This window comes from Mesorhizobium sanjuanii (assembly GCF_002529485.1).
Classification (GTDB): domain Bacteria; phylum Pseudomonadota; class Alphaproteobacteria; order Rhizobiales; family Rhizobiaceae; genus Mesorhizobium; species Mesorhizobium sanjuanii.
In genome coordinates, this window is the sequence record NZ_NWQG01000030.1 from 59,732 (window position 1) to 75,908 (window position 16,177).

At 59.4% G+C, this 16,177-nt stretch carries 17 protein-coding genes and 2 tRNA genes; 4 read left to right on the forward strand and 15 right to left on the reverse strand.

Annotated elements, in window-relative coordinates; genetic code table 11:
- Position 1 precedes the first annotated feature (1 nt).
- The 3 genes from CN311_RS06200 to CN311_RS06210 are packed head-to-tail and all read right to left on the reverse strand — an operon-like array spanning position 2 to position 2,345.
- Entirely contained in the window at positions 2–898 is an 897-nt protein-coding gene (locus CN311_RS06200; protein ID WP_097572462.1) for an AAA family ATPase, read from the reverse strand.
- Positions 895–1,395: an HORMA-1 domain-containing protein gene (locus tag CN311_RS06205; protein WP_006329273.1), complete on the reverse strand. Its 501-nt coding sequence runs from the start codon at positions 1,393–1,395 to the stop codon at positions 895–897. Before CN311_RS06205 ends, CN311_RS06200 begins: the two co-directional genes overlap by 4 nt.
- Positions 1,395–2,345, reverse strand: a complete 951-nt coding sequence (locus tag CN311_RS06210) for a CBASS oligonucleotide cyclase (RefSeq protein WP_006329274.1) — start codon at positions 2,343–2,345, stop codon at positions 1,395–1,397. The genes CN311_RS06205 and CN311_RS06210 overlap by 1 nt, the downstream gene beginning before the upstream one ends.
- A 196-nt stretch (positions 2,346–2,541) precedes the next feature.
- On the opposite strand from CN311_RS06210, the gene CN311_RS06215 reads away from it, so the two are divergent.
- Both CN311_RS06215 and CN311_RS06220 read left to right on the forward strand, forming a co-directional pair.
- On the forward strand, positions 2,542–3,603 hold the full coding sequence (locus CN311_RS06215) for an XRE family transcriptional regulator (protein WP_006329275.1): 1,062 nt from the start codon (positions 2,542–2,544) through the stop codon (positions 3,601–3,603).
- Between the two features lie 3 nt (positions 3,604–3,606).
- Entirely contained in the window at positions 3,607–4,092 is a 486-nt protein-coding gene (locus tag CN311_RS06220) for a PIN domain-containing protein (protein WP_097572463.1), read from the forward strand.
- 343 nt (positions 4,093–4,435) lie between these two features.
- Here CN311_RS06220 and CN311_RS06225 read toward each other — a convergent pair whose 3' ends face one another.
- The 11 genes from CN311_RS06225 to CN311_RS06275 all read right to left on the reverse strand — a co-directional run bounded on the left by CN311_RS06225 (position 4,436) and on the right by CN311_RS06275 (position 12,222).
- Positions 4,436–5,746, reverse strand: coding sequence for a tyrosine-type recombinase/integrase (locus tag CN311_RS06225; protein WP_006329277.1), 1,311 nt, complete (start codon positions 5,744–5,746; stop codon positions 4,436–4,438).
- Between the two features lie 212 nt (positions 5,747–5,958).
- Positions 5,959–6,034: transfer RNA gene (locus CN311_RS06230), tRNA-Phe, on the reverse strand.
- 227 nt (positions 6,035–6,261) lie between these two features.
- On the reverse strand, positions 6,262–6,453 hold the full coding sequence (yacG, locus tag CN311_RS06235) for a DNA gyrase inhibitor YacG (protein ID WP_097572464.1): 192 nt from the start codon (positions 6,451–6,453) through the stop codon (positions 6,262–6,264).
- Positions 6,454–6,537: 84 nt separating this feature from the next.
- Positions 6,538–7,164, reverse strand: coding sequence for a Maf-like protein (locus tag CN311_RS06240; protein ID WP_097572465.1), 627 nt, complete (start codon positions 7,162–7,164; stop codon positions 6,538–6,540).
- Positions 7,165–7,254: 90 nt separating this feature from the next.
- Positions 7,255–7,473: a translation initiation factor IF-1 gene (gene infA, locus CN311_RS06245; RefSeq protein ID WP_006329283.1), complete on the reverse strand. Its 219-nt coding sequence runs from the start codon at positions 7,471–7,473 to the stop codon at positions 7,255–7,257.
- 195 nt (positions 7,474–7,668) lie between these two features.
- Complete coding sequence (locus tag CN311_RS06250; RefSeq protein ID WP_245440742.1) at positions 7,669–8,079, reverse strand: arsenate-mycothiol transferase ArsC; 411 nt, start codon at positions 8,077–8,079, stop codon at positions 7,669–7,671.
- Between the two features lie 48 nt (positions 8,080–8,127).
- The gene (locus CN311_RS06255; RefSeq protein WP_097572467.1) at positions 8,128–8,613 is read right to left on the reverse strand and encodes a UPF0262 family protein; all 486 of its coding nucleotides are present in this window, start codon (positions 8,611–8,613) and stop codon (positions 8,128–8,130) included.
- 6 nt (positions 8,614–8,619) lie between these two features.
- A complete protein-coding gene (gene hisD / locus CN311_RS06260) occupies positions 8,620–9,912 on the reverse strand; it encodes a histidinol dehydrogenase (protein ID WP_097572468.1) in 1,293 nt (430 codons plus the stop codon).
- 9 nt (positions 9,913–9,921) lie between these two features.
- Complete coding sequence (locus CN311_RS06265; RefSeq protein ID WP_097572469.1) at positions 9,922–10,353, reverse strand: DUF2948 family protein; 432 nt, start codon at positions 10,351–10,353, stop codon at positions 9,922–9,924.
- A 150-nt stretch (positions 10,354–10,503) separates the two neighbouring features.
- Positions 10,504–11,796, reverse strand: a complete 1,293-nt coding sequence (gene murA, locus CN311_RS06270; protein WP_097572470.1) for a UDP-N-acetylglucosamine 1-carboxyvinyltransferase — start codon at positions 11,794–11,796, stop codon at positions 10,504–10,506.
- Between the two features lie 162 nt (positions 11,797–11,958).
- Positions 11,959–12,222: a hypothetical protein gene (locus CN311_RS06275; RefSeq protein WP_425351051.1), complete on the reverse strand. Its 264-nt coding sequence runs from the start codon at positions 12,220–12,222 to the stop codon at positions 11,959–11,961.
- A 107-nt stretch (positions 12,223–12,329) separates the two neighbouring features.
- Here CN311_RS06275 and CN311_RS06280 point away from each other — a divergent pair.
- Positions 12,330–12,404: transfer RNA gene (locus CN311_RS06280), tRNA-Thr, on the forward strand.
- Between the two features lie 428 nt (positions 12,405–12,832).
- Positions 12,833–13,660 carry a putative phage abortive infection protein gene (locus CN311_RS06290; protein ID WP_097572472.1) on the forward strand — a complete coding sequence of 276 codons (828 nt, stop codon included), beginning with the start codon at positions 12,833–12,835 and terminating at the stop codon, positions 13,658–13,660.
- Between the two features lie 162 nt (positions 13,661–13,822).
- On the opposite strand, the gene CN311_RS06295 is transcribed toward CN311_RS06290, so the two are convergent.
- Complete coding sequence (locus CN311_RS06295; protein WP_133117145.1) at positions 13,823–15,055, reverse strand: caspase family protein; 1,233 nt, start codon at positions 15,053–15,055, stop codon at positions 13,823–13,825.
- Positions 15,056–16,177 lie beyond the last annotated feature (1,122 nt).

Here is a 16,177-nt window from a genome sequence, read left to right on the forward strand (position 1 = left end):
GTCACTTGTCCGCCATTACGGGTGACGGCGCCATGCTGGCGGCCACATCGAGAAGCACGTCGATCGTCAGGGCTCGATGCGGGAAGACCTTGGCCAAGGCCGACGGATAAAGGCGTGTCCGGATGTCGGAATAGGTCCAGCCCGGCATTCCCGGACGTTCGCCCGTTATCTCGATAAGGCGGTCGAGCTGGGCCGGCCTGGGATCGAGCCCAGCCAGATCCATGCTGAACAGCTGGTGACGTGCTGTCGGGTCGGGCCGTTTGAACTCTTCTATAATGGCGGCGCGCCGCTGAAGCGCTGCATCAAGAACCGACAACCGATTGGTGCAGAGGATCGCGATGATGCGGCCCTGGTACTGGCGTAGATCATCGATGTGCTGAATCAGCGTGTTCACCGCGACCTTGTCTTCATGGTGGCTGTGATCCTGACTTCGGCTTGCGGCGATAGAGTCGCCTTCATCGATGATGAGGATAGCGCGACGCTGCTTGCCGACCGTCTTGATTACGTCTTGGAACGCTTTCGAGATGAGCGTACCCATCTCGCCAACCATGCCTGCGCCGCGAACGCGGTTGCTGAGTTTGAAGAGGATCGAGTCTTCAGCCTTGGCCTCGCCAACAAGACGGTTGGCAATGCATTCCGCGGTAGCGGTCTTGCCGGTGCCGACGTCGCCATAGAAGATGACGAACGGGTATTGTTCCTGGACGAGCGCGACGAGGTCGAGACGGCCGTGGTGAAACTTTTTGTTCCAGGTAGGCAGGTCCTGGGCCTTGAGCATCAGGCGCAGCTGATCGTGCACCGCAGCGTAGCGCTGCTCGAAGCCGAGCAGCGTCTTTGCCTTGGCTGTCAGCTCGGCATTAGGGAGCGGCAGCTGCTGGTCGAAAATGGAGGGTTGGGTCATGACCAGTCCTTCCGATGAAGCCCAAAGCCATTGCTTGCATAGTCACGGCTGCCGCTGGACTTGAGGTTGGCGTGGCTGGTGTCGACACTGGAATCGACCCAGTTGCGCTTGAGCTTTTTTTGCATGGCAGCCATCGCTTCGTCGGTAAGCGCCTTGGTGTGAGAAAGCACGATACGGATGCTCCCTCCCAATGTTTTCGGCCACAGGACCCCGCCAGGCCGGCTGGAAGTGATCTTGCCGGTGTCTTCATCAACATCATAGCGCACGGCCCGGACTTCACCGCCGAGCGAGTTGAGAAGGGTGACGTCGACAGCGGTCAGATATCCCTCCGTAGCGAGCATTTCGATGTCGTGGCCATATTCGGCGGCAGTCTGCTCGGAGAGAGTGCCGCTGCTGTTGGCCATCATCTTGAGGTCGGTCGTCAGTTGGCGGACGACATCGTGGACATCGGCGACGGTATAGCTGGAGGTGTTGGAAGCGGTCTGGGTCGCGCTCATCAGGCGGCCTCCTCGGTAGAGAAGCGCGGTCCGAAGACCTCTTTCCAGATGTCGTTGTCGTTTTCGGCGGAGGCATAATGGGCCACCTCCCATGCCGAATTGGCTGCGGCGACGATCTCCTCGCGCTCTGCCTTGGTGATCCGCGAGGTCACGTTATTCTGGCTGTTGACTGGATCGAGGATGACGACGGGATCAGAAAACGTGTCGTAAGGTCCGGTGTTTTCCGGAAAACGGATTTCCTCCTTCAGGCCGGACTGAGCGATATAAAGCAGGAAGTCCCGGAAACGCTTCTCGATGCTGCCGGCGTTGCCGTTCACCTCAAGTACGTGGGCCATGATGAGCTCGATATGGAAACCCTTCAACGCCTCAAGCTCCGCGTGTCGGCGCCAGCGCTTGCCGATACGAACAAGGGTGCGGAAATTCTTGTCGGCATCCTTACGGTCGCGGACAAATTTCAGTTGGCCCGGCGGATTGGTTTCCACCTTTGTCCCGTCACGAATGTCGAACTGCCAGCCGTAGCCTGGCCGATCAGGGTCCTCGATAATGGGAACCACATCGACCGAAAGCCCGGTTCCTGCAAAGGTGACCGTCGCCGCCTTGCGCTGGATCTCGAAATCTTCGACCGACTTGGTCGGGTAAATGTCGATCAATGCCTTGTGGATCGCGTCGACAAGCTGCTCCAGCGTGTTACCGTCGGCATTGCCGGCCGACACGTAGATCACAAGATCGACGTCGACCGGATCCTCGTTGGTGCGGCGGAGGATGGTGTACTTGGCAAACGAACCGGCTTTGAGCACGCGGGTGATCTTAATGTCAGTGCGACCCTTGAGCGTCTTGTTCAGTTCGATGACAAGGCGGTCTACCTGCGCATGATACTGAGTGCGCTTATCAGCAGGCAGGCGCAGCACGTTGTGATCGTAGTTGAGCAGTGCGGTGTTCGTGAGCGGCATGACTGACCTCCATGACCTGACGCCGGTGCTTGGAGGGTGGCGAATGCGATGCCGTTTCCGAGCGGTTTCCAATTTGGTGACCGAATCGGCCACGTTACGAAGAAAGATCGGACTCCCTTGTATTTAATGCAAGTGTTCGGTTTACAATTTTTGCGAACAGAACCAGTTTTGTAAACCGGAGCATCAGGAGGCAGGCATGATTGGCAGAAGATTGAAGACCGCCCGCGCAGCACTTTCGCTATCGCTAAGGGATCTGTCAGCCGTCATGGGGGCGATGGTGAGCCCTCAGGCGATCGGTAAGTACGAACGCGACGAGGACATGCCGAGTTCGCGGGTCTTGGGAGCGCTGGCCCGGGCCCTCCAGACCAGCGTCGACTATTTGCTGAGCGGCGAAATGATGTCGCTGGAGGGAGTCGAGTTTCGTAGACGGACGAAATCGTCCAAGGAGGAGAATTCCATCGAGGCGCGCACCATCCACCTCCTCGAGCGATACTTGGCTGTTGAGGAATTGCTGAAACTGCGCAGTCTAGATTGGGAGAAGCCGCGTGGCGCACCATTCCCGACAGCGGACGTCAGAGATGCCGAGGATGCGGCCCGATCGGTACGGGAGGATTGGGGACTGGGCATCGACCCCATCCCAAGGCTCGCCGAACTGCTGGAGGAGCGTGGTATAAAAGTCCTGTCGCTACCACTCACCGACTTAGACGGCCTGGCAGCGAAGGTCATGCGCAAGGACCGCGAAGCGGCGCGTGTGATCGTCATCAGGCGGGACACTTGGTCCGAGCGGAAGCGGTTCAGCCTCGCACATGAGCTCGGCCATATGGTCATGAGCCCGACTGCGGGCGTCGATCCGGAAAAAGCAGCACATCGGTTTGCGGGAGCATTCCTCATTCCAGCCGACGCATTGCGTGCCGAAATGGGCAGTCAGCGTTCGTCTATAAGCATTGGCGAACTGGCTGCCTTAAAGCGGAGATATGGTGTGAGCATCCAGGCAATAGCCTATCGGTGTAGGGATTTGGCCATAATCAATGCAGCGACGCTTTCGTCGCTCTATACGGTCTTTACCGAGCGAGGCTGGCGCTCGGCTCCTTTCGAGGAGCCGGAAAGAATTCCATTTGACTACGAAGAGCCGCATCGCTTGGAACGGCTTTGCCTGAGAGCTTTGACTGAAGGCGTGGTCGGACAATCACGTGCTGCCGAACTTCTGGGCATTTCTCTCGTCGAACTTGACAGCCGACTAAGCAGTTCGGAAGCATGAACCTTGCTAATCGTGGTTGCCGATATCGAGCCAGTGCTCGAACTCATGAAGGTTGGCTTGGCAGCTGACCTCTTTCGGCTGGAACATGAGTTTTGTGCTTTAGACTTGTGCGTCGATGGGATTTGGCTTCCTTCTGAGGCGGCCCTTTTCTCTGGATTAGGCCTGCGGATAGAGGAACTTGATGGGGCAAAGGTCTCAGAGGCGGTGCGCATCGTCAGAGAGCATCGCGAACTAGCGGTTCGAGATGCGATGGCGATCGTCCTCGCGGAAAGCCGTGGCGCGTCGATACTTAGTGTGAACGAGAGAATTGCTAAAATCGAGCGCGTTGGGTGCCCAACAGTAGTCAGCATGGCCTGGATTTTCGACGCTCTCGAAGAGACTGTGCCGCTGCAAAGGATGTTGCCTGCCCTCAAGTTGCTCGTTGGTAAGGGAAACTGCGGGCTATCCGATGCAGATACTCGCCGGCGAATAAGCAAATTAGACCACTGATCGCCGTCCGCCGTCAGGAGCTACCGATGCCGGACTTCGGAAATGCGCTCCAAGCCACGCTGGGCGCGAAGGTATGCTTTCGGACCCCATCATCCCGAAAGCCGACCGACCGCACCCGGCCCCAAACCAGCCACGTTCGTCACGGGTTAATCGACCCTTCTTGTGGACGACGAGACACCGCGGAGGGAATACTAGTCCTGCTCCTGGTCCTTAGGTTCGCCAGACCATACGAGAGAATACGAAGGAAATGTGTGGCCAACATAACGTATTGATTTCCTGTGGAAAACGATGACCATCCGGGCCTGCAACATTGGTCGCCCAGTTTCGGTGTTTTCGACGGGGTTCAGTGTGATTTTCGGAGGTTGGAGGTTCGTCTCGTCGTTTGGCGAACCGTCGCTGTTGGCTTCCAAACTAGACCCTCGCGAGGATGTATGGACAGCAGGCTTGCCTCGCGTCCCCCGATTGAGACCACCCGCGAGTTTTTGCTCTCGAGTTCATCCAGATAATCGGCCCACCATTGCATCATCCTGACGCGCTCTTCCCAGTGCTCTGCCCGGGCATAGGCGCGCCGAACGTCGTTGTTCTCAATGTGGGCCAGCTGCCGCTCTACGGCGTCCGGGTGCCACTTGCCGCATTCGTTTAGCAGAGTTGATGCCGTTGCTCGAAAGCCGTGCGCGGTAGCTTCTTCTTTGCCATAGCCCATGCGGCGAAGGGCGGCGTTAAGCGTGTTGTCGGAAATCGGACGCGAACCCGATCGAACACTAGGAAACAACAGCGATCCACCACCAGAGATTTCTCTAAGTGAGGTCAGGACGCTGACGGCCTGCGTGGAAAGAGGTACGCGGTGCGGCCGTCGCATCTTCATGCGTCCTTCAGGGATGCTCCACACCGAGCTTTCGAAATCGAACTCGTCCCATCCGGCCGCGCGCAGCTCGCCGGGGCGGGGAAACAGCAGGGCCATCAGCTTCAGAGCGGCTCGGGTTGTAGGCTGTCCGTCAAATGCATTAATCGCCCTCAGCAATCCTCCCAAGGCCTTAGGATCGGTAACCGCGGCACGGGGCGTGACCGTCGGACCGACGAGTGCGCCCCTCAGGGCGATCGTCGGATCTACATCGGCGCGTGCGGTTGCGATTGCATATCGAAACACGCTGCCGATGGTGGAGCGCATTCGCCTGGCCGACTCGTATCGACCACGAACCTCCACGCTGCGGAGAGCGGCAAGAATTGTGGCCGGGTCGATCTCCCGAACGCTTTTGTCCCCAAACGTTGGATAGGCAAAGTCGAGCAGCCATTTGACCTTGGTGATGGTCCGGTCGGCACGTCCCTCCTTCTTCAGCTTGTCGACATAGTCCTCCGCGATTGAGCGAAAGGTGTCCTCCGCCGAAGCCTTTTGCGACTTACGCTCCTGTGCGGGGTCGATGCCACGTAGGAGGAGACGTTTGGCGGTATCGCGCGCCTCGCGTGCCTCAGCGAGGGAGATGAGGGGATAGCTCCCCAACGCCAGAAGCTTCTGCTTGCCGCCAAAACGATAGGCGAGGCGCCATAGGCGAGATCCGGTAGGCTGCACCCAAAGCTGGAGCCCGCCACCGTCAGACAATTTCACGAGCTTGGAAGCGGGTCGGGCATTACGGCATTTTACGTCGGAAAGAGCCATTTTCGGGACCTCCATTTGGCTGCATCGATACCATCAGGATCTCCAATACCAGCGAAAATACCAGCCCCCCGCCTCGTTGGACCAACTGCGCCGAAATTCCACGAAACCCGACCATCCGCGCTTTGGGCAGCGAAATCAGTAAGTATTTCAGCTAGTTGCCGAGACAGGAGAGTAGAAGCTTCGGCGAAAGGGACTGTCGGGAGAAGAGGGGATGGTGCCCAGAGGCGGATTCGAACCACCGACACGCGGATTTTCAGTCCGCTGCTCTACCAACTGAGCTATCTGGGCCTGTTCCGGCTAACGAAAACTCGCACACCGGATTTCACGAAGGCACCGCCGGCGCCCCTTGAAAGCGCGTGGGTTATAGCACGGGAATCCGGCCTGTCCAGCGCTTAGGCGTTGATTTCAGGCGGGAAAGATCAGTGGCCCACCAGACCATGATCCGGAAAGGTGCAATCAGGTTTTCGAACGTGATCATGGTTCAAGCAGGAGCACCGCAAGCCTGCCTAGACAGCTCACTTCTCGCCGTCGGTGTCTTCCTCGTCGTCACGGGCCGAAATGACATAAGCGCCCTTCAGCCAGCGGTTGAGATCGATGTCCTTGCAGCGCGTCGAGCAGAACGGATAGGTTTCGCGCGCCGACGGCTTGCCGCATTCGGGACAGGGGCGCCTGGGGCGCAGCGGCGTCACCTTGTCCTCCGGGCTCATGTCAGCTTCGAACTCATGATCGCCCCGAACTTGTTGCTGCCCCCAAACTCATGCCCACCTCCCAACTCACGCCCATCTCCCAACTCATGGTCGAGCCGACATCCAGTTGGCGTGCACCTTGAACCCTTCGCCGCTGAGCAGCGCCACCGTCTCGTAGAGCGGCAGGCCGACGACATTGGTGTAGGAGCCGACGAGCTTGACGACGAAAGAACCGGCCAGGCCCTGAACAGCATAGCCGCCGGCCTTGCCGCGCCATTCGCCCGAGGCGACATAGGCGTTGATCTCATCGCGCGGCAGCCGCTTGAAGCGCACCCTGGTCTCGACCAGCCGCTGGCGCACTTTGCCGGTCGGCGTGATCAGGCAGATGCCGGAATAGACCCGGTGCGAACGGCCCGACAACAGCCCGAGGCAGTTGGAGGCGTCGTCGAGCGTTTCGGCCTTGGGCAGGATGCGCCGGCCGACAGCGACCACCGTGTCGGCGGCCAGCACGAAACCGGGCGCATAGTCCGCTTCGGTGCTGAGCGAGGCCAGCGCCTTCTCGGCCTTTTCCTTCGACAGGCGCTTGGCCAGCGAACGCGGATGCTCGGCGCGCAACGGCGTCTCGTCGACATCGGCCGGCAGCACACGGTCCGGCTCGATGCCGGCTTGCTGCAAGAGTTCGATCCGGCGCGGTGAACCCGAAGCAAGCACCAGCTTCTGCAAAATGCTCATCGTTAATCCGGCCGGGCTCTATCTCTTCGTTCGAGCATGGGATTTGTCCGAAAACCGCTGTGCACTTTTCGGTCCGATGCTCCGACGATCTTACTTGAAACGGTAGGTGATGCGGCCTTTGGTCAGGTCGTAGGGCGTCATCTCGACCAGGACCTTGTCGCCGGTCAGCACGCGGATGCGGTTCTTGCGCATGCGGCCGGCCGTGTGGGCGATGATTTCGTGTTCGTTTTCAAGCTTCACCCTGAACATCGCGTTGGGCAACAATTCCGTGACGATACCCGGAAACTCGAGGACTTCTTCCTTCGGCATTCGATACCTTTGCTTGGATGGCAGTTCCAGCGCCTAGAGCATGATGCCGAAAAGTGTGAAGCGGTTTTCGGACGACATCATGCTCTACTTCTTTAGAGGCGGATTCAAATTTCAGGTCGAACAGACCTGAAATCATCCGACTCTAGCCGGAATTTGGGCGGAACCTATATGATAATCGCCCGCTTGTGAACATGCTTAATCCGTCGCGTTTTTTGCTTCTGGAAGCAAAAAACGTCGACCTATCCGCGCCTTCAGCCGCTCGCGCACGTCGCGATAGGCGGCCATGACCTGCTCGCGCGTGCCGCCGGCATTTGTCGGGTCCGGCGTCGGCCAGTATTCGACCTCGACCGCAAGCGAGCGGGTGAGTTCGAGCGCGGCGTGATGTGCTTCCGGCGCCAGCGTGACGATCAGGTCGAAATAGTCGTCCTCGAGATCGTCCAGGGTCCTGGGGTGACGCTCGCCCAGCGACAGGCCGTCCTCGGCAAGCACGGCATCGACGAACGGGTCGCGCTCGCCGGCGCGCACGCCAGCCGAGGCAACGAAGATCGTGGCCGGAAGCGCCCGGCGCGCCAGCAACTCGGCCATCGGCGAGCGTACGGCGTTCATGCCGCACACGAACAGGATCGAGCGGGGCGCGGGGCCGGCGGCCAGGGTCTAACCCCGCCAGTGCAGCACGCAGACCAGCGTGAACAGCCGGCGCGCCGTGTCGAAGTCGATGTCGATCTTGCCGGCAAGCCGGTCCATCAGCGTCTGCGAGCCTTCATTGTGCAGGCCGCGCCGGCCCATGTCGATCGCCTCGATATGGCTGGGCGTCGAGGAGCGGATGGCGTCGTAGTAGCTTTCGCAGATCAGGTAGTAGTCCTTGACGATGCGCCGGAACGGCGTCAGCGACAGGATGTGGGTGACCACCTTGGTGCCGTCCTCGCGCGTCACCGCGAAAACCAGGCGGGACTCGGCCAGCGACAGCTTCAGCCGGTAGGGTCCGGCGCCGTCGTCATTGACCGGCTGGAAACTGTTCTCCTCGATCAGGTCGAAGATCGCCACCGCCCGCTCATGCTCGACATCGGGCGTCGAGCGGCCGATCGATTCGTCGAGTTCGACATCGATCAGCCTGGCACTGGTTCGATCGTAGTCCGACATCGCAGCCTACATGTTCAGCCGGATAGTGACGGAGCGGCCATGCGCGTCGAGGCCTTCCGCTTTTGCCAGCGCGATGGCCGCGGGCGCCAACAGCCGCAACTGCTCCGGCCCGAGCTTCAGGATTGAGGTGCGCTTGACGAAATCGAGCACCGAAAGCCCCGACGAGAAACGTGCCGAGCGCGCCGTCGGCAGCACGTGGTTGGAGCCGCCGACATAGTCGCCGATGGCTTCCGGCGTGTGGCGGCCGAGAAAGACGGCGCCGGCGTTGCGCATGCGCGACAGGAAGCCCTCGGCATCGTCAATTGCCAACTCGACATGTTCGGCCGCGATGCGGTCGACCAGCGGCAGCGCCGCCTCGATCGAAGGCACCAGGATCACCGCGCCGAAATCGCGCCAGCTCGCTGCCGCCGTCTCGCCGCGCGACAGGCTCTGCAACTGGCGCTCCACTGCCTGTTCGACTGCTACGCCGAAGGTTGGATCGTCGGTGATCAGGATCGACTGCGCCGACACGTCGTGCTCGGCCTGGGCGAGCAGGTCGGCGGCGATCCAGTCCGGATTGTTGCTGCCGTCGGCCACCACCAGCACTTCCGAAGGTCCGGCGATCATGTCGATGCCAACGGTGCCGAACACCTGGCGCTTGGCCGCCGCGACATAGGCGTTGCCGGGTCCGACGATCTTGGCGACGGGCTTGATCGTTTCGGTGCCATAGGCAAGCGCCGCGATCGCCTGTGCGCCGCCGACCCGGTAGATTTCGGAAACCCCGGCCAGATCGGCCGCTATCAACACCAGTGGTGGCACGGCGCCGCCGGAGGCGGGCACCGCAATGGCGATGCGCTCGACGCCGGCGACCCTGGCCGGAACGGCATTCATCAGCACCGAGCTTGGATAACTCGCCGTGCCGCCCGGCACGTAGAGCCCGACCGCCTCGATCGCCGTCCAGCGCGCGCCGAGCTCGACGCCGGCGGCGTCGGTATAGCGGTCGTCCTTCGGCCGCTGCCGCTCATGATAGGCGCGAATGCGGTCGCGGGCGAATTCGAGCGCCTCGATCGTCCCCGCGTCGGCGCCCTCATAGGCGCGGGCGATCTCGTCTTTGGAGACCGCGATGCCGAGGCTTTTCAGGTCGGCCTGGTCGAATGTCCTGGTGTAGTCGATCAACGCCGCGTCGCCCTCGGCGCGCACCCTGGCGATGATCTGGCGCACCACGGCCTCGACGTCGGCGGAAACCTCCCGCTTGGTCAACAGGAAGGCGGCGAAACGCGGCTCGAAATCGGCGTCGGACTGGCGAAGCGTAATGGCCATCTTTACCGCTCAGGCTCTGTGGATGGGACGCGACGTCGCTTCCCAGGCGCCACCAATGTCGGCGAGCCGCGCCTCGATGCACTCGACATCGAGCATGATCGCGCCACCGCCAGAAAAGATCAGCTCGACAATGCCGGCAGGCTTGCTGATCTCGATGAAGCTGATCGCCAGCAGCGACAGTACCTCGCCTGGCTTGTCGCGGGCGATGCCGCTGGTCTTGGCGCCGAGCACCCGGTCGAAATGCAGCACGGCCTGCCGCCGCTCATTGTGCTGGCGAAACAGGCCCGTTTTCGCCTCCCAGACGAAGCGGTTCATGGTCAGCACGAAACGCTTGGCCGCCGGCAGGTATTCCAGGTCGCCGACCTTCATCACGGCGTCCTGGACATGAGCCGAGACAATGCTCAGATCCTGATCGTCGAGTGCGACAAGCTTGAGAGCCATGCGGATTTCACACCTGAAGGTTGATTATTCAGCCTTCTGTTAGGCGGTCTTTCCAGTCCGTGCAACCGCACCCACGGATCCTGCCCGAGCCAATCGCTTCAGCGCTGAGATCGATAACTGGCCTCAGGCCCTGGGAACCCTGCCGATTGCCTATCCCGAAATCCGCTCGATCACCGCGCCGCAGCCGGAGAGCTTCTCCTCCAGCCGCTCGAAGCCACGGTCGAGGTGGTAGACACGGTTGACCGTGGTCTCGCCTTCGGCCGCCAGACCCGCAATGACCAGCGAGACGGAGGCGCGAAGATCGGTCGCCATGACGGGCGCCCCCTTCAGCTTGGACACGCCGTCGACGATTGCCGTCTGGCCGGACAGCGTGATATGGGCGCCAAGCCGGGCGAGCTCCTGGACGTGCATGAAGCGATTTTCGAAGATCGTCTCGGTGATGCGCGACCTGCCCTTGGCCATGGTCATCAGGCCCATGAACTGCGCCTGCAGATCGGTCGGGAAGGCTGGGAAGGGTGCTGTCGTCACATCGACCGGCGAAATGCCGGCGCCGTTGCGCCTCACACGGATGCCGGAATTGGTTTGCGTGATCTCGGCGCCGGTCTGCGAAATCACATCGAGCGCGGTCTGCAACAGCTCGGGGCGCGCGCCTTCGAGCACGACGTCGCCGCCGGTCATCGCCACCGCCATCGCATAGGTGCCGGTCTCGATGCGGTCGGGAATGACGCGGACGCGCGCGCCCGACAGCGCCTCGACGCCATCGATGGTGATGGTTGGCGTGCCGGCGCCGGAAATCCTGGCGCCCATGGCGTTGAGGCATTCGGCGAGGTTGACGATCTCGGGCTCGCAAGCGGCGTTTTCCAGCACCGTCTCGCCCTTGGCGAGCGACGCCGCCATCATCAGCACATGGGTGGCGCCGACCGAGACTTTCGGGAACACGTAGCGGTTGCCGACCAGGCGGCCGTTCCTGGTCTTGGCGATGACATAGCCGGTGTCGACATCGATATCGGCGCCCAGCACCTGCAGGCCTTCCAGGAACAGGTCGACCGGGCGCGTGCCGATGGCGCAGCCGCCGGGCAGCGACACTTTGGCTTCGCCCATGCGGGCAAGCAGCGGACCGATCACCCAGAAGGACGCGCGCATCTTCGAAACCAGCTCGTAAGGGGCTGTCGTGTCGACGATGTTGCGGGCCGAGAAATTGATGGTGCGCGAATAGCCTTCCTGCTGCTTCTCGCGGCGGCCATTGACTGAATAATCGACGCCATGGTTGCCGAGGATGCGGATCAACTGCTCGACATCGGCCAGATGCGGCACGTTTTCGAGCGTCAGCGTGTCGTCGGTGAGCAGCGAGGCGATCATCAGCGGCAGCGCTGCGTTCTTCGCGCCCGAGATCGGGATGCTTCCGGCAAGCTTGTTGCCGCCGACGATTCTGATGCGATCCATGGAAGAGATGTCCCCTCGGCCAATGCCGGTTTTCAATCGGTTAAGTCTGTCCTGTCTAGACCATTTGGCCCGTCTAGACCCCGGAGCCCGTCTAGACCATTGGCCGGCTCGGTTCAAGAAATAGGATTTCCTGGCAACCGGGCCAAGTCTGTTGATATTAAGTCAATCCTTTTGCATCTCCCTTAACGGGTCGAGCCCGTCCGGCCGCTGATCGGCCCCGCCAGTGCGTCGCGAACGCGTCTGCGCCTTGCGCTTCTGCAGATTGGCGCGCAATTGCTCGGCCAGTCGGTCCTTGCGGTCCGTGCCGCCCTTTTTGGACGAACCGTCGTTTTTTGGTGGACCGCCCTTGTCAGGTGGATTTGTCGTCTCGTTCATGGTTCCGTCCCGGCTGGCGATTGGCCAGCGCCAATCAGGCATAGCCAACATTGTGGCGCCGCCATGTCCTGGAAAGCCTTCCGGAGCCGGCTTCCACACATCATCGCGCTTGGCCTTGCGCTTGCCTGTTCGATATGGCAGAAGCCCCGCCATCGGCGGCTGCGGTAGCTCAGTGGTAGAGCACTCCCTTGGTAAGGGAGAGGTCGAGAGTTCAATCCTCTCTCGCAGCACCAGTTTTCAAGGCTTTCCGCATAGGCTTATATGCTGCGCAGCGCACAGCCGCGCAGGGTTGCGCGTCAGATTGTGGCACAAATCCGGCACAGTATGTTCCCTAGGCGTTCTGAGGCTGGCCCAGCGAGGGCGATCGCAAGGGCGCGAGACATGATCGACTTCTGTCCGGGCCTAGATTGTAAGGCGGTCGAGATGGACCGCGAAGATATCGGCCGCGATCGGCTCGTTCCCCCTAGTCAGGGAACCGTTAAGGATATGGTCAGTGTGATCCGCGAGCGGAAACGAACTAGCGCCCCGCGCCCTCGGCCTCACGCGTAGCATTATGCTTTGGTCTGTTAGATCGAAGTCGGGAGCAAGCAGCATGAACCATGGGCCTGGGATTCCGCCGGCGCAAATGTGATATGGGTTCCAGGACAGTTCCTGGGGACCAATGACGAATATCGATTCCGAGCTGCCGCCGGTGCGCCTCTGGCCAGTCCTCGTTGCATTAGGCGGAGTTGCCGCCTTTTGGATCGCAAACCTGATCTACGGCTGGAGCCTTTCGGTCACGGAACGAGGACTGTTCGGCGACATGTTCGGCGCCGTGAACGCCCTGTTTTCGGGACTAGCCTTCGCGGGTGTCATGTATGCGATAGTGATGCAGCGCCACGAAATCTCGATAGCCAAAAAAGAGATCGCCTACACCAAGACCATCCTCGACGAGCAGCAGAAGCAGCTGACGCTCCAGAACCAGGAGACGAAGAAGCAGGCCTTCGAGAGCACCTACTTCCAGCTCGTGCGCCTTTTCACCGAGATCACCAACCAGATTGACCTCCAGAAGATGGGGAAATCCGGGATGATGGTGACCAAGGGCAAGGACGCGTTCCCCGTCTTCCTCGACAGGTTTCGAAAAGTTTACAGCCCAACGGAGAAAGCCCTGTACGGCGGCCATGACTTCGATGCGTCGTACGAGTCCTTCTACCAGGAACACAACACCGAACTCGGCCACTATTTCCGCATGCTCTACAACATCGTGGCTTTCATTGACGCCGCCGAAGTGGAGAACCAGAACTTCTACGCGAAGATCCTTCGGGCACAGCTGTCTGATGCCGAAGTGGCAATCCTGTTTTACAACGGGCTTGCGAAGTATGGCGTGATGAAATTCAAGCCCCTGATCGAGAAGTATGGCCTCCTGAAGAATGTCAACAACAGGGACATCATAGAACTGAAACTGAAGGATAGGTACGCGCCATCGGCCTTCGGCAATACTGGCAAGTAGCCCCAGTCAGGGAAATGCTCGCAACGTCTTGTTCTGCCTCCCTGCATTAGTTTAGTTTAGTTCGTGCTACCGAATTGGGTAGCAGCATTGGGGTGTTCATAGGGGCCGACGTTCCGACCACACGCGACCTTGAAAGGCGTTTCCGAAGGAACTGTTGGGGAACTATCCTCCCAGCTTTCGCAGCATTCTGCATGCTCCTCTTCTGCCTTCGCTGCAATTCTGCCGACAGCGTGTTATGTTGCCGTCCCGGCATCGGCCCTCAGAGGTCGTTGTGGTCGTCGGCGGTTTTGACACGCTAGACCGGTTAGGTGCTAGTGCGGGAGCAACGACAGGTTTCGTCTTCTTAGTGGACGTTGGGGGAGCTTTCGCTCTGGGAGCTTTTGGTTTCTTAAGCTTCGAGATCCGGTCTTTGGCAATCTCGCTAAAGGTGCCTGCCGGGAACGCTGCCAAGTAGGCCCGGAACATCTTTATGTCTGAAGTGTCCTTGATAGAGCGCCAAAATTCGAGGTCGGCTGCGTTGGATTCCATGGCCGGTTTGGAGTTCTGAATTGCCGATTTCTCTTTCTCCGGGTCCGGGCGAAATGCAAATCCTGGCTCAATCAGCGACGAGTTGCTCCAAGGCACCTGCTGCTGTTCGGTCGCCTCCATAACGTCCGCTCGAACCCGTCGCATTAAAATCTCAATATCGATTTCCGATGTTGCGATATGCTTTAAGAGCGCGGCAGCAAAAGGGCTGTGGTCGCCATCTCCGTCGAGCGCGACGTTGCCTGGTTGCGTTGCAAAACCAATATACACCCCTCTTCCAGCATCGACTGGCGCCAGACCGAGCCCGACATTGATGGCGCGACTCTTTTTTGAGAGCGACAGAGTTTGTGTAAAAGGATTGTTGCGGCAGGCGTCAAGGAGAAGAATTGCCGTGTTGTTTTCAACAGTGATCGCGTCAATGACATCGTCGAGACGCTGTCCTTCAATGGCTAGATCCGACGGGCGGTTTAGGGCCGCGTCCACGGGGATGAGATAGTTTGTGCCATTCGCCTGCAGGCCGTGACCGGCATAGTAGAACAGCGACACATAACCCGGCCGCAAGCCACGGCTGAACCGCTCGATAGCCTCGCGCATCGCCTCATGGCTGACGTTAAGAATGAGCGAAACGCCAAAGCCTAGATTTTGTAGCGCCCTAGCAATGGCAGCGGCATCTTTCTTGCCATTTGGAAGTGACGGGGCATGCTGATAGTCCGAGTTGCCGATGACGAGCGCAAATCTGCCGGCAGACCGAATTGCCATTGTTTGTCGTGCGGCCAGATCCTCCGCGATTGTCTGCTGACCATTGGCCTGCCCCCACAGGCCAGCCAGCGCAAGCAACAAAAACACGCAGAACATGCGAAGCTTGAACAAGTCCGCTCGCCTTCCTTTCAGCAGCTTGCAGACTAACTTTTTCGCTGCTGCTTGGGAAGAGACGGCATTGGGCCCTTGGTACGAACCCCAACAATCCCTCAGCCCCGCAGTGCTGCCGAGCGCAGAGTGCTGTCGATCATCCCCCAACAGAAAGTATTCTACAAGATGCTTCGCGCCGCTGAGAGAACGAAACGTCTTCGTACCACCATTAGCCTTATTAATTGCCTAACCCTATTACGCCGCCGTCACCGCCGGGAGTGGTACATGGCGTGCCGACGGGCGCTGCGGGACTTGGTCCCACTGGCCCAAGAGGAGTAATACAGACGTTCCCCAACCGACTACCCAACATGTTTGCTTTTGGGGGTTCCACAGGAGGCATTGGCATTGATCTGGTCCCATGACCTGGAGCGCCGGCACCCGCGCCCGGGTTCGAATTGGTTATCCCTAAGGGTCCATCATATTCGCCCAGCCCTTGGGCCGCCACTGCGCACGGAGTGAGGGCCGTTACAATTGCCAAGATGAAACGCTCAACAAACATCTATCGCATCCCAGCTAGGTGCCTTCTGGTCTTGGTACTGCATGTTTCATCGATGCTTTTTAGATGATCCGCAAGTTGATGGACACTCGGACCGAAAAGCCACCGAAGGGGGTTTTCGTATTCGCCCAAACCCACGCGCTGGCCCCGCACAACCATTTTTTCAACCCTTTGGCGGTCGCAGCATATAACAAAATGACCCTTCAATCTCGCTGAGTATATTCAGGAATTTTTGGTGGCCAGCCGCGCCAGGCCAAATTTGATTTTCGTGCTTAAAATCAATTTCACTCCGCCTAATATAGGCAACAACCTGTGCAATAATTGCTCTGTGAGATTTGCAAATTTGGCCAAATCCACAATATATACCAAACAAACAATTCGATGAACCATCTTCGCGTTGTAAATGTGTTGAAGATATTGTTCATGAATTATTACTTAAAATTGTAATTTCCCCGTCTCGGCTTGTCATACTCACATAGGCGGATTGCTTTTTTGAATGCTTATCATCAATGGCAAACTCCCATGACATTTTTAGCCCAGGTTTTTCATTGCACCAAGAGAATTTGATGGGAAACGTATTTATGACC